The organism is Nocardia paucivorans NBRC 100373 (genome assembly GCF_000308675.1).
Classification (GTDB): domain Bacteria; phylum Actinomycetota; class Actinomycetes; order Mycobacteriales; family Mycobacteriaceae; genus Nocardia; species Nocardia paucivorans.
The window spans coordinates 172,714-186,658 of sequence record NZ_BAGE01000048.1; the positions used below are offsets into that span (position 1 = coordinate 172,714).

Genomic DNA, 13,945 nt, shown 5'->3' on the forward strand with positions numbered 1-13,945 from the left:
ATTTCGGTCCCCGAATCATCACATGTTTCATGTGAATCCACCGACACGAACTCACTCCGGTCGAGCCGGGCCCGACCATTATGGGGGACGGACCGCCGAGGTTTTCCAGGCCCTCGACGCGGCGTCGACGACCGACCCTCGAAACGGGTGATACGGCCGATGGTCACCTGACCAACGGAGCGGGCTGTTCGACCGGACACAAGGGTGTGGGCGGGCACAGCTTACGATCAGGGTCGTGACCCAGCTGACCGATCAGCGCCCCATTGCGCCCGCGCGGCCACCGCGGCCCTGGTCGAGCCCCGCTCCGCTGCGTCCCACCCCCGATTTCGGGCCCACCGATACCGTGCGCGGCTGGGTCGTCACCGCGGTCCTGACGATCGTGGCGGCCGTGACCCGGTTCACCATGCTCAACTACCCGACCGACGCGGGCACCCCGGTCTTCGACGAGAAGCACTACGCCCCACAGGCCTGGCAGGTCCTCACCGGCGGGGGCGTGGAGGACAATCCGGGCTACGGGTTGGTGGTGCATCCGCCGGTCGGTAAACAACTGATCGCCATCGGGGAGGCGATTTTCGGCTACAACGGCTGGGGATGGCGATTCTCCGCGGCGGTGGCCGGAACGGTATTGGTCCTGCTGGTGATCCGGATCGTCCGGCGGTTGACCCGGTCCACGATGCTCGGCGCCATTGCCGGGATTCTGCTGATCGCCGATGGGACCACCTTCGTGTCCTCCCGGATCGGCATGCTCGACATCTTCCTGACGGTGCTGGTCACCGGAGCGTTCGGTTGTCTGATCGTCGATCGCGACGAGGTACGCGCGCGGCTCGCCCGCGCCGACGCCGAGGGACGGGTCGATCACACCCGGTGGGGGCCGCGGCTCGGTGTGCGCTGGTGGCGATTCGGCGCGGGTGTGCTACTAGGCCTGGCCTGCGGGACCAAATGGTCGGGTCTGTATTTCATCGCCGCGTTCGGCTTGCTCAGTGTGATCTTCGATCTCCAGGCCCGCCGGACCTACGGTGTGCGGGCACCGGTGCGCGGCACCGCCGTACGCGACCTCGGTCCGGCGTTGTATGCGCTGGTGTTGGTTCCGCTGGGGGTGTATCTGGCCTCGTACACGCCCTGGTTCAGCAGTGAGACCGGTGTCTATCGATACATGGCGGGTAATCCGGCAGCCCCGGAGGACGGTATCGGCACCGGTGGATTCTGGTCACACCTGTTCCCGGATGCGCTGCGCTCACTCTGGTACTTCCACGCCCGCACCCTGACCTTCCATTCCGAGCTCACCAACTCCGCGGGCAATCACCATCCGTGGGAGTCCAAGCCGTGGACCTGGCCCATGGGGTTGCGGCCGATGCTCTACTACTACGCCGACGAGGGGGTGCGCGGATGCGGACAGGCCCAATGTGTGAAGGCGGTGATGCTGGTGGGCACCCCCGCGCTCTGGTGGGTCGCCCTACCGGTCCTGGCGTGGGGTGTGTGGCGGTGGGTGGTGCGCCGGGACTGGCGCTACGCGGCGGTGCTCACCGGCTACGGCGCCGCGCTGCTGCCCTGGTTCCTCACCCTGGACCGGCAGATGTACTACTTCTACGCCGTGGTTCTGGCTCCGTTCCTGGTGATGGCGGTCGCGCTGGTGCTCGGTGACATCCTCGGCCCGGCCCGGCGCGCAATGCCGCGTGGGGTGTTGGTCCCGGATATGCCGAGTGAGCGCCGCAGCCTCGGTCTGCTCATCGTGTGCCTGTACCTGGGCCTGGTGATCGCGAACTTCATCTGGTTGTGGCCGATACTCACCGCCCTGCCGATAAGTCCGGCCTCCTGGCAGGACCATCTCTGGTTGCCCAGCTGGCGATGATCCCACCGGGTCGGCCGGTCGGCCGATATCAGCCGGACTCGGTGCCGCCCCGACCGCCCAATGCCGCCCTGACGTAGTCGAGAGCGGCCGCGTCGTCCAGACCGAGACGACGGATGGCCGCGACGTATTCGGTGGCGGCCCGTCCGGCGGCGTCCCGTGTCGGATCACCGGAGGAGGCGATGAACGACCCCAATCTGCCGCGGGTCCGCACCACCCCGTCCTGTTCCAGTTCTCGGTAGGCGCGGGCGACCGTATTGGGCGCCAGACCGAGTTGCGCGGCCAATGCCCGCACCGTCGGAATCTTGGTACCCGCGGCCAGCTCACCGGAACGCACGGCGGCGATAACGGCGAGCCGCAGCTGCTCGTAGGGCGGCACGGCGGAATCGTGTGAGACCGTGATCTCGAACATGGTCCGCTCGCTATATCCCGTCTCGGGCCAGCGGACAGGACAGACATCGTGGGCCGCCCCGCCCGGAACCCAGCTCCGACCCCGGAATGGTGAGTACCTCGATACCGGAGTCGGCCAGCCGGGCATTGGTCATCACATTGCGTTCGTAGGCGACGACCACACCGGGGGCCAGGGCGAGCGTGTTGTTGCCGTCATCCCACTGTTCCCGTTCCGCGGTGACCCCGTCCAAGCCGGTATCGATGACGCGCAGTTTGCCGATTCCCATGGCCTCGGCGGCGGCGGGCAGGAACGGATCGGGGCCCTGTATTACGACCCGTTCCGGGTCCGCGGGGTCGGGGCAGCGAATCGTATAGGCGGTCAACGTATCCCGCACCGCCGAATACATGACCACGGCATCGGTGTCGACCATGGTGCACACGGTGTCCAGGTGCATGGTGGCCCGGGCCTGGGCGATCGGGAGCACCAGCACGGTATGGGCGAGAGAATCGTCGAACAGACTGCGGGCCAGGGCCTCCGCGCCCGCGGGTGTGGTGCGTTCCCCCACCCCCACCGCCACCACTCCCGGTGCGAGCAGCAGCACATCGCCGCCCTCGATGGGCGCGGTATGCGATTCGTAGGCGCGTCGCACCCCGAGGAACCGGGGATGGAACGCGTAGATCAGGTCGGTCAGCGAGGTTTCACGGGCGCGGGCGGGCAGGGCCAGCGCGGTGATCGCGACCTTCGGCCCCACCCAGAACGACGAGTCCCGGGTGAACAGCAGATTCGGTAAGGGGTCGATGACGAAATCGCCGCCATGGTGCATCCGCCGCACCAGCGAGGTGTTGTCGGCGCCGAAGGGCAGCTCGTCGAAGGTCATTCCCGCCATCAATACGTGGGCCAGTTCGGCCGCCGGAACACCCCGCAGATAGGCCGCCAGTTCGTCGGCGAGCGTATGGCCGAGCCGGCGGGTGTCCACGGCGGTGGTGATTCCCTGGATTCGGGCCGCTCCGCTGACCTCGAGCGTTTCGGTCAACAGGTCGGCGAGCAGCAACACCTCCACCCCGCGCCCGCGAAGTAGTTCGGTGAATGTGTCGTGTTCCTCCTGCGCTCGTTCCACCCAGGGGATACCGTCGAACAGCAGCTGGTCGTTGTTGCGCGGGGTGAGTCGACGCAGCTCGTCACCCGGGCGGTGCAGCAGGACCGATCGCAGGACACCGACCTCTGTGGTCACCCCGAAACCGTGGTTCGGCGGCGCGAGCGGGCCCGAATGCGCCCGCGAGCCGCGCTGGGGCCGGTCGGATACGGCGTCTGATGCCATGACCCGACAGTAGTTCGCTCCCGGCCCCGGAGCACGACATTCCCTCGCAATTCACAAGCACGGGAGAGAAACCTGAAGTATTGTTCAGGTAAAGGAGGAGTGTCCATGACGACAACGGACTGGCGTGCCAAGGAGCTGACCCCCGGTCAGCTGTCCGAGCGTAGCGGCGTAGCGGTTTCCGCATTGCACTTCTACGAACGCGAAGGACTCATATCCAGCCGCCGCACCAGCGGAAACCAACGCAGATACACCCGCGAGACCCTGCGCCGGGTCGCCTTCATCCGCATTTCCCAGCGGGTCGGCATCCCACTGAGCGAGATCCGAAACGCCCTGGACCGCCTGCCCGAGGGCCGAACCCCCACCCGACGCGACTGGGAAACACTGTCCACCGCCTGGCGTGCCGACCTGGATGAACGTATAACTCAACTCGTCCGCCTACGTGACAACCTCACCGGCTGCATCGGCTGCGGTTGCCTGTCCCTGGGCAGCTGCAAGATCGTCAACGAATACGACCACCTGGGCACGGAAGGCCCAGGAGCGCGAGTCCTCGACGTGCACCTCAACTGTCCGTCGTCGGATATCACCGAATGCACGCCCGAGACCTCCGTCGCGGTATCGGGCGACTGCGGCGAGGCCGAAGACACCTGCGCGGTCAGTCCGACGTCGACGACTCCACCGCCGGAACAGACTGCGGCCGTTCCCGATCCAACGACTTCTGCAACCTGCTGAACTGCACGTTGGCCAACCGCATCACGAGTTCGTACGGGAAGGCGAATTTCCGCTTCCACCAGTACCCGAACCGGATGTCGAACGAGCTGTAGACCAGGAAACGGTTGCGTTCGATACCACGCAGAATGGCCGCGGCCACTCGCTCGGGCGGGACGGCGTGCCCGGCGAACCGCGCGGTCAACCGTTGCACCCGAGGATGATCCTTGTCCAGGCCGACCAGATCGAACGAGCGCACCAGCGGGGTGTTCACCGCACCCGGGGTCACCACATGCACCGAGATACCGTGCTGGGCGAGTTCGAATCGCAGCACCTCCGACAGCCCGCGCAGCCCGTACTTGCTCGCGCTGTAGGCGGCATGCCACGGCAGGGCCAGCAGGCCGGCCGCCGAGGAGACATTCACCAGCGCTCCCCCACGCCCGGCTCGCACCATCGACGGGACGAACCGTTCGATCACATGGATCGGGCCCATCAGGTTGATATCGACCATCCGCCGCCAATGCCGGTATTCGAGCTTGTCGACGGTGCCCCATATAGAGGTACCGGCCACGTTCATGACCACGTCGAGGCTGCCGACCTTCTCGTGCACGGCGGCGGCGAACTCGCTGACCGCATCGTAGTCGGCGATATCCAGCGCACGGGAGAACAAAACCGTGCCACCGTTGCGCTCGACCTCCGCGACGGTGGCGTCCAGCCCCGCGGCATCGATATCGGTGAGCACCAGGCGCGCGCCCTGCGCCGCGGCGGCCAGCGCGGTGGCCCGGCCTATCCCACTGGCCGCACCCGTGATCAGTGTTTTGGCATCGTGCACCGATTTCCTGCGCGTGATCCGCTCGCGGCCCATCCAGGTACTCCCGATCCGTCTCGAACCATGTGTCCGCAGCAGAGTACCGAGAACCGGGCGACTCGGGCGCGTTACGCGACCCGCCGGACACGATCCGTTCAGGGAGTGGGCAGGCTACGGTTCACGCGGGGAAGATCCAAATTGAGCGGTATACGCCCCAAAACCAACAGCTCTTCCACCTCGTCCGGGGGCATCGGCCGCGCGATCAGGAACCCCTGGGCTCGGTAGCACCCCAACCCCACCAGGGTGCGGGCGGCGACCGGGGTCTCCACCCCCTCGCCCACCACGCCGAGACCGAACGAGCCCGCCAGGCCGATTATCGATTTCACGATGGCCAGATCATCGGCGCTGCTGCCCAAGCGCTGGACGAACCCGCGGTCGATCTTCACCGCGTCCACCGGAAGCGCCTTCAGATGCGACAGCGAGCTGTAACCGGTGCCGAAATCGTCGATGGCGATCTGCACACCCATCCGTTTGAGCCCGTGCAGGGTCACCTGGGTTCGGGCCAGGTCCTGAACGACCACGTGTTCGGTGATCTCCAGACATATCGAGCTGCCGTCGATACCGAACGAGCGCAGGATATCCTCGATGCGCTCGACGAAATCCAGGCTCACCAGCTGCACCGGCGAGACATTGATCCGCATGACCATATCGGTCGCCAGTCCCCGCCTGCGCCATTCCGCGAACTGCGCACAGGCCGAGCGAATAACCCATCTACCCAGCTCACCGGCCAGATTGGTGGCCTCGGCGACAGTGACGAAGGCACCGGGCGGCAGTAGTCCCCGGGTGGGGTGCAGCCAACGCACCAAAGCCTCCATGGCCACGATCCGTCCGGTGCGCAGATCCACCTCCGGCTGATAGTGCAATACCAGCGAGCCGTCGGAGACCGCGCCGCGCAGATTGAGCTCCACATCGTCCTGGAGTTCGAACTGGGCGCGCATGGCGTCGGTGAAAACGGCCACCCCGTTGCCGCCGCCGGATTTCGCCGACAACAGGGCATGGTCGGCCCGGCGCAAGACATCGGCGACCGTGGTTTCCCCCGGCACACCGACCGCCACCCCGACGCTGACCCCACGGCTCACCGACTCTCCACCGACGGTGACCCGACGTCCGATGAGCTGCTGGATCCGAATGGCCTCGTTTTCCGCGGCGACCGCGTCCATCGGTTTGGCGGGCACGATGACGAACTCGTCACCGCCGAGGCGAGCGATCATATCGTTGGGATCGAGATTCTCCCGCAGCCGCGTCGACAGGGTGCGGATGAAATTGTCGCCCGCGGAATGGCCCAGGAAATCATTGAGCGCCTTGAGCCGATCCAGGTCCAGAAAAAGCGCCGCGACCGGGCCCGGATTACCGGCCAGCAGTCGCTGTTCCATATGTTCCAGCAGCGCGCGCCGGTTGGCCAAGCCGGTCAGATCGTCGTGCAGGGCGATGAAGCGCAATTGTTCCTCGGCGTCCACCCGCGCCTGCAATTGGGCGAACAGCGTGGCGATCGCCTTGAGCACATTGAGTTCGCGCGAGCTCCAGTCCCGATCGCCGACCTTCACGAAGCCGAGCAAACCGGTGGATTCGCCGCGGGAGACCAACGGCACCGCCGCCGAACTGATATTGCCGACCCCGGAAGTCCGGCGAACGATCTCCTGATAGTGGGTGTCACCGGGCGAGACCAGAAACGGCTCGGTGGTGTGTTCGAGCCCGGGAAAGGCCGCATCGTCCTGATCGAAATACATCACCCGTAGCGGGTCGGGTTCCGGTACCTCGGAGCGCGGCGGGTACTCGGCCACCAGAACCGTCGAGCGGCGTTCCCGGTCGGTATGTCGCAGATAGCTGAAATCGACATCGAAGTACTCGACCAGCGTGGCCAGAACCTTCTGCGATGCCTCCGCCATCGTCGTCGCGTCGACACCCATCAGCTCCGCGGCGACCTCTGTCACCAGCGAGTCGAGTGTCCGCCGAGGCACTTTGTCTCCGATCACGCTAGCTGCGGGTGTCCGCGCCCACCACTGGACGCCGCCTGCTCCGCACGCCGGCGGTTGCCGCGTAGCTCAGGCGAAGTAGTAACGCCATACTGTCCTGTTCCGGCACTTCCGCTAGGTCCAGCAGTCGTTCCTGAAGTGAAAACAGTCTATCCGCGTACCGCGGGTAAATCGTATCGAGCTCGTGACGATACGGGCCGCACGAGAAGGCCGCCGCGCCCATCGCGCGGCTCGACGTGAACCGGGTCGGAGCGGTTGCCGAGGAGCGGGAACCGCAGGCGGCCTCACGAAACCGCGGCACCCTTCCAGGGCAAGGATTGCCGAGGCCGACCGCGTTCATTTCGACAGCCATGGAGTCCCTACTCTGTAGCCGCACACCTTTTCGGGGCATGCGGTGATCGATCTTGGCCGACAGACCGGACCGACGCCCCGACTCATCGGTGATACCTACGGCAGTATCCGTCATGGAACCGAAATTGGCCAGACATCTGGTTAATATTCCGAAAACTCCCATCCATAACGGTAATTGTTGCAGGTCAGCAACGATAACTCCAGAAAGACAACCAACCTGCAGACCGGTTGGTCCGAGTATGGCTAATTGTCGGCAAGCCCACTCTTCCGGCGCTTACGACCACCTCACGCGGCAATGGAGATGAGCAACTCCACCGAATCCGAGCCATGCCAGATCTCTATCTCCTCACGATAGGCGCGGGTGATCTCGGCCGAGGCAGTCGCATCGTCGACCTGCGCCCAGACGTCCTCCACCGGATCGTGATAGTCGCCGTTGGGAACGAACCTGGCGTAGATACCCCTCGGCACCCGCACCAGCAAATCGCCGACCGGCGCGGCCGCGGGAGCCGGATACTCGAAACTGACCAACGCGTTGTAGGTGCCGGTGGGGGTTCGCACGTACACCGTGTACATGGGACGGTCGACCGCGGAACTTCGACCATCCACCTCCTCCGCCCGCTCCCTGAGCCGGTCCCGTAGGAATTCGATCAGCTCGCTGTTGCTGACCTTGAAACTCGGCCGCACCTTCGGCACCACGAGGCCGCCGTAGATGGCCTCCCCACGTACCACGATCGTGTAACTCATCGGGCCTCGACCGCCAGATACAGATCAATCCGATAGGCGTGCGGGTAGAACTCGAAATCGCCGGTATAGGTCCGCTTGATCTGATTGCGCTCCTCGGCGTAGGCGATCTGCGCCCACAAACCGGTCATGACCTCCGGAAAATTACCCACCGAACTGAACCGCGCATAGGTACCGCGCGGCAACCGAGCGATCAGATGCCCCCTGGTGACCTCCTCGAACGAGGAGCACCGATAACCGACAATCTGCGTGTTGTAGGTGCCGAGCTCCGCGGAGTAGTCGGTATAGGCACTGGCCAGCGGTCCGCCGAGCTCATGGTGCAATACCGAGGCCCAGGCTCTTTCCAGATCCTGATCCCGCAGCTCCCCGAGCGCGCGCTTCGGGCTGCGCACCGGTAAGCCGGCAACCCACGTCTCGTCCCGCTCGACGATGTCAAACTGCATGAAACGACTCTTTCAGCTGCATCTGCGGGCCTGAGCCCACGTCCGGTCGGCCAGACCCGTCATGCTATCAACCGGTCCCCGTCGCGAGCCGCGACGCGACACCACGTTCACCAGCGGCGAACTGGACAAAGGTCCTATAAGAGGCCCGTCGCATACCTCGCGGACCCACCCCGTCACGAACCGACAGGTGATACCGAATATTTCACTCGACAATCGAACGACGAGACGCGGAGTGCGCACGGTCACCTCTTTGCGCGCTCGTGAATTACTTTCTCGACCGACGAGATTCGACATCCTACCCCAATTCCCAATATTGGGGATATAACCGAATATTGTTCCTCAATTAACCATTCGAGGTCTCCTCGGTCATCACCGGTTCAGCTGAATTTCATTCGGAATCATTAGACATGCCCGCATGGCAGAAAAGACGGATCGGCCCCCGGTGCGTCGGTTACGGGACCGGTCGAACGATCCCCTCCGGTACTGAGTTCCGACCACGATGCTCTTCATCGCGTTGCGCGGGCGCACCCCTCCGCCACCTCGGGGGCGGTGGCGGCGACGGACGGTGTACTGCCTGGCCACTCTGTTCGTGCTGTTCATATTTCCCGGTCTCCTCGGAGCGGCGGCAACGGCCCAGGACCATTCGACTCCGGCCGGAATCTCCCGGATGGACGGTGTGGCCTGGATGAACATCCGGGATTCATCCGGGGTAGCGCTGGCCGACTATCTGCTGGTCGTAGATCCCGGAAGCCTGCACAATCCCGGGGGAATGGTCACCTGGTCCCTCCTGGGCCTGGAATTCGTCGTGTACATGATCATCGTGACCACGGCCATCTGGTGGCTCGGTTTCACCCTGAGTTTTCGATGGCTGGATCTGTTCGCCTCGGCGCTGCAGGGAGTGGCCAACGCTTTGACCGCCCAGATCGCGACCCCGATCGTGCTCTTGACGGCCGCGAGTATCGGCGCGTTCTTCGTCGCATGGTTCATCGTCCGCGGTTTTCCCGCCAAAGCGGTGGCACAGGTCGTGACCATGTTCTTGGTGGCCATTGTCGGCCCGGTGTTCCTGGCCGCGCCGACGGCCGATGTGCTCTCCTCGGACGGCCTGATGGCGCGCGGCCGCGACCTGGGCATATCGATCGCGGCCGGGGTGAATGGCTCCAGCGACCGAAACCCCACCCGCCTGATCGACACCCTTCAGGGGCAGATGGCCGACACATTCGCCAGGCGTCCGGTGCAGGTATGGAACTTCGGGCATGTGCTCGATGAGCGGACGACGTGCGGAGCGGCCTGGTCGGCGGGTATCGCCGCGGGCGACGACAAGCGCGCGAAGACCATTATCGAGAACTGCGGTGACAGCCAGGCGATTGCCCGTATGGAAAACCCGAGCGCCGGACAGTTGTGCACCGGTTTGATACTGCTGCTGTCCGCCCTTGTGTCGTTGGTCTTCGCTGTCTACCTGTCCGGCCGGATCCTCAAAGCCGCCCTGGACGCCATCTATCAGGCCTTTCTGGCGATCTTCGGCTTCGCGGCGGGGGGGTTCGTCTACGGGCCGAGCCAGACCTTCCTGGTTCGCAACCTCGTCGGCATCGGAATAGCGGCGGTCCGGATGTGCGCCTACACCATGTTCCTAGGGATCTACCTGCTGTTCCTGACCAATCTGTTCCGGGTCGCCGGAGGGCAGGTGATCGCCGTGACCGTTATCGCGGCGATGGTCGAGATCATCGCCATCCTCCAGCTGAGCCGGCTGCACCGAGGCCTGTCCCGAGGTTCTTCCTGGATCGCCAATCGTATTGCGTCGACCATTCAGGGCGCGAGTGGCGCGAACGGTTCCGGCGGAATCGCAAGTTCCGGCGGAATCGCAATAGGAATGGGTTCGAGCGGCACGTCCGCGAAAGGTTCGGGGTCCGGCCTCATCGGCACGCTCGCGACGATCAACACCATCAACACCTCCCCGGTACTCGCCTGGGCCGCCGGGCGCACACTCAACCCGCTCAACCCCTACGCACGCGCTTCGATGCTCTCGCTGCGAACCAATGTCGCCACCGCCGACAGCCGCCGGGAGTCCTGGCAATGGCAACACCTGGGTCGCCACAACTGGCTGCTCCTCGCCATCAGCGAAGCCGACAAATGGGGTGGCATCGACACCGAACTGGGATTGTCCAGAGCGCTGAAATACGTGCACGACAACAAAATCCCCGACAGTCAGCTCATAGCAGTCCTCCAGAAGGCGGGCGCGAGCAGTCAGGCCGTCACCAACGCGCTGCGGGCTCGCGCAGTCCAAGAGAACACCAAGTTCCGGAATCCATTCGGTTTCGAACCCCTGCAGAAGGCCGTCGCCGCTACCTACGCGGTGGGCAACCATGCCGACAGCGCCGCGGCGCGGTCCTTCGCGGCACAAGCGGTTCTCACGGCGGACAGTCTGGTCAGGCACACCCTGGCACCGCCGCCGAACGCTGCGCTCAACCAGGCGTTCATTCGCCGGGTCGAGCAGAATTGGGACTCCGACACGGCCCTGCGGGCCACGATCACCGCGGACGAATGGAACAATGTCGGCCGCGAGACCCGCCATGCGATAGGCCACCGCGTGTCCCGGGAACACCTGGCACTCGCCCGGGCCCACTACGAGAACCCGACCGAGAACAGTCTGACCGCACTGCTCCGCTCCGCTCAACGCCTGGCGAACCTGAATCATTCGTCCACAGCGCAGGGCCTCGACCCCTGGGACCCATAGCCATCCGAGACCGAGGGGTGGCCGCGGCCTCACGCCGGTCGCCCCTCATATCGAGTCCGGAACAGCCGGTCCACGATCTCGATGAGACGCAACCCACATACCTCACAGTCGGGCTCACCATGATGAGAGCCTGGTTGTAAAATGCCTCTGCACCACAGCATTCGAGACCGCACACTTCGGGGTGCGCTCGATCCGAGGCGATACCACAGCGTTACGGGCCCGGTGCCGATGGTGCTGGACCGTGTACTTCCGGAAGCGGGAACGGATGCGGTAACCGATACGACCGGCCAGGCGTCGAACCGAGGGCTCCGTGAACAACTTGTTCCATGCCGATCCGAACCACCTACGAAAATCGGCGGCGGAAGCAATGAGCATCGCAGCGGAAATCTCCCGAGCGCTCGGCGCGATGAAAGACCTCATGTCGGAGCACGATTCGTGCTGGGGACGCGATCGGACGGGCAAGGTATTCGAAGAGGGTTACCTGCCGGATGCGAAGCAGGGTGTGGACTACATCGCGGGCATAGCCGGGCGACTGGGAAAAGTCGGCTCCCGTATCGAGGAGGCCACCGCTGCGTTCACCGATCGGGATCGGATCGGTGCATCCGAGCTGATATCCTCCGGCCCCAGCGGCCTCGACCTCCCTCGGTACGAATCCGGAGCCACCGCACCGATTCCACCAGTGTCACACATCCCGGCGGGACCCGGACCAGGCCGAAGTATCGACCCCCTGCCCCGTACCGGTATCGACCCCCTGCCCAGTGCCGGTATCGACTCCCTGCCCCGTACCGAACTCACCGGCTCGCATACCGCGTACGGCGGTCCCGAGGATTCCGTGAACTCGGGTGATTCGCAGGACGGCGTCACCGCACCCGAGACTTCCACCCCCCGGCCCGCGAGGACGGACGACCTCCAGAACCGGCCCGGCCCGGACACCGCCGCACCGGCACAGCCGATCCAGCTTCCCCACGTCACCCCCGCTGCTACGCCCCCCGGCAACCACGAGCACACCGGACGAACCCCGAACCGAGCGAACGCCCCATTTCCCGGAATCGCACCGAGCCCCGCCTCCGCATCCGCCTCCGGTAACACTCGCAACACTCCGTGGTCGGGCCCTACACCTCGGACGCCGTGGTCGAACCCCATGAGCACCCGGCGCGCGCCGAAGGACGAAACCCTCCCGCGGGTCTCCGCACCGCGCCGCGCCGACAACAGGCCTCCCGGTATCGGTCGCCCTGCCGCCGCGCGGCCGCGCCGCTCCGATTCCCGTCGCATCCGGGCGCCCCAGGCGGCGCCGCGATACTCCGACACCGCCGCCATGGAGGCGGCACGAGCGATGGCGGCGCGGCACGGACTGACGATCGCCGGTTTCGAGACGGCAGGGGTGAATGAGCACACGGTGCGAGAAATCGCCGCCGCATTGGACGACCTGCTCATGAAATACCCGATCGAATTGGATGGGATTGCCATAACCGACACGACCGCTCGGGCACTTTCCGGTACCGTGCCCGTGCCCACGACCGACGGCTCGATGATGTCGGCCAAGTGGATAATCTTGGAGCGCGCCGAGCTCACCGATTCGACTCGCCCGACCGCGACCTGCGATACCGCGGGTGAGGTCCCGGGAACCGTTGGGACGAAGGAGTATTCGACGGTGGTGCGTGAATTCGGACGAGTACTCGACGCCGTCGGGGGCTTTCGGGCCCGCCGTGGAGCGCAAAAGGCTTTGATCGGCGAGTATCTGCGGATTTCCGGCCATAGACCCGGCGATCGCCTCGCCGGTGTGGTCGCAGGTTACAAGCGCTGGCGCGGGCGACTGCCCGCCCACGGTCCGGTCATCGGGGTGTTCGAGCCTGCCACCGCGCTGGCGGAGGCCTTCACCGAAGTCGAACTACACGGCTCGAAGGCCGGCGGCCCCGCGAGGGTCCTGCACGAAGTTCTGGTGCGGACAGCGCAGAATGCCATGGTTACTCGGTCACTGCGCTGAATCGGCTGTGCCCTGCCCGGCCGATGTTCGATATCGCGACCGATTACGCTCTGCCCGACCGTGTCCGGTTGTCACCGCCCGACAAAGGTCTGGTCGAGCAACTCTTGGGCCAGGTCGGTGACGACGGCGGCAAGAGCCTGCCCGTCCGTTCCGGGACCGAATGCAACGCCCGGTGCCAGCCGGGCGGCCAATTCCCGGAGCAGACTGCCGATGATCATGGCCCGTAACTCTGTCAGCACCACAAGATTCGGGTCCGTGTCGGCGGGGAATGGATCCGGTTTGCGATCACCGGCGAGCTCCCGACGGATCTCGGCGGCCTCCTCGTCGAGACCGATGGGGCGTTTCTCGGTGCCCTCGTAGCGGTACAGGCTCACCAGGTGCCGACCGGGATCGGCCTGGGCCGCCAGAACGCCCGCATCGGAAGCGGCAGCGCCGGTCGCGAGGCGGTGCAGTTCCGTGAGAGCGGCACGCAGGGATTCCGAATGTTCCGATATCTCCCCGGCTCGGTCCAGGACGGCCAGCGCTGCCCCGCGCAACCGACGGAGCTGCTCGGCGGCGTCGACATCGGTCACATCCGTACCTTCCTTCCCGGTC

At 65.3% G+C, this 13,945-nt stretch carries 10 protein-coding genes and 1 pseudogene; 4 read left to right on the forward strand and 7 right to left on the reverse strand.

Annotation, left to right across the window (positions count from 1 at the left end; genetic code table 11):
- The first annotated feature begins 235 nt into the window (after nucleotides 1-235).
- Nucleotides 236-1,849: a dolichyl-phosphate-mannose--protein mannosyltransferase gene (locus tag ON32_RS18020; RefSeq protein ID WP_040792109.1), complete on the forward strand. Its 1,614-nt coding sequence runs from the start codon at nucleotides 236-238 to the stop codon at nucleotides 1,847-1,849.
- Between the two features lie 28 nt (nucleotides 1,850-1,877).
- Here ON32_RS18020 and ON32_RS18025 read toward each other — a convergent pair whose 3' ends face one another.
- Complete coding sequence (locus ON32_RS18025; protein WP_040792110.1) at nucleotides 1,878-2,258, reverse strand: GntR family transcriptional regulator; 381 nt, start codon at nucleotides 2,256-2,258, stop codon at nucleotides 1,878-1,880.
- A gap of 10 nt (nucleotides 2,259-2,268) precedes the next feature.
- Complete coding sequence (locus ON32_RS18030; RefSeq protein WP_083874609.1) at nucleotides 2,269-3,555, reverse strand: arginine deiminase; 1,287 nt, start codon at nucleotides 3,553-3,555, stop codon at nucleotides 2,269-2,271.
- 105 nt (nucleotides 3,556-3,660) lie between these two features.
- Here ON32_RS18030 and soxR point away from each other — a divergent pair.
- Nucleotides 3,661-4,134 (forward strand): annotated as a pseudogene (gene soxR / locus ON32_RS18035) (redox-sensitive transcriptional activator SoxR); the annotation flags it as partial.
- A gap of 73 nt (nucleotides 4,135-4,207) precedes the next feature.
- On the opposite strand, the gene ON32_RS18040 reads toward soxR, so the two are convergent.
- The 4 genes from ON32_RS18040 to ON32_RS18060 all read right to left on the reverse strand — a co-directional run bounded on the left by ON32_RS18040 (nucleotide 4,208) and on the right by ON32_RS18060 (nucleotide 8,636).
- Nucleotides 4,208-5,125 carry an SDR family oxidoreductase gene (locus ON32_RS18040; RefSeq protein ID WP_051133389.1) on the reverse strand — a complete coding sequence of 306 codons (918 nt, stop codon included), beginning with the start codon at nucleotides 5,123-5,125 and terminating at the stop codon, nucleotides 4,208-4,210.
- A 98-nt stretch (nucleotides 5,126-5,223) separates the two neighbouring features.
- Nucleotides 5,224-7,035: a putative bifunctional diguanylate cyclase/phosphodiesterase gene (locus ON32_RS18045; protein ID WP_051133404.1), complete on the reverse strand. Its 1,812-nt coding sequence runs from the start codon at nucleotides 7,033-7,035 to the stop codon at nucleotides 5,224-5,226.
- A 702-nt stretch (nucleotides 7,036-7,737) separates the two neighbouring features.
- Entirely contained in the window at nucleotides 7,738-8,196 is a 459-nt protein-coding gene (locus tag ON32_RS18055; RefSeq protein ID WP_040792114.1) for a GyrI-like domain-containing protein, read from the reverse strand.
- Entirely contained in the window at nucleotides 8,193-8,636 is a 444-nt protein-coding gene (locus tag ON32_RS18060; RefSeq protein WP_040792115.1) for a GyrI-like domain-containing protein, read from the reverse strand. Before ON32_RS18060 ends, ON32_RS18055 begins: the two co-directional genes overlap by 4 nt.
- Nucleotides 8,637-9,135: 499 nt before the next feature.
- Between ON32_RS18060 and ON32_RS18065 the strand changes: the two genes are divergently transcribed.
- Both ON32_RS18065 and ON32_RS18070 read left to right on the forward strand, forming a co-directional pair.
- Entirely contained in the window at nucleotides 9,136-11,367 is a 2,232-nt protein-coding gene (locus ON32_RS18065) for a hypothetical protein (RefSeq protein WP_040792116.1), read from the forward strand.
- 367 nt (nucleotides 11,368-11,734) lie between these two features.
- A complete protein-coding gene (locus ON32_RS18070; protein ID WP_157224230.1) occupies nucleotides 11,735-13,351 on the forward strand; it encodes a hypothetical protein in 1,617 nt (538 codons plus the stop codon).
- Between the two features lie 71 nt (nucleotides 13,352-13,422).
- Here the strand turns inward: ON32_RS18070 and ON32_RS18075 are convergent, their stop codons facing one another.
- Nucleotides 13,423-13,923 (reverse strand): hypothetical protein, encoded by a 501-nt coding sequence (locus tag ON32_RS18075; protein ID WP_040792118.1) that lies wholly within the window; start codon nucleotides 13,921-13,923, stop codon nucleotides 13,423-13,425.
- Nucleotides 13,924-13,945: the final 22 nt, after the last annotated feature.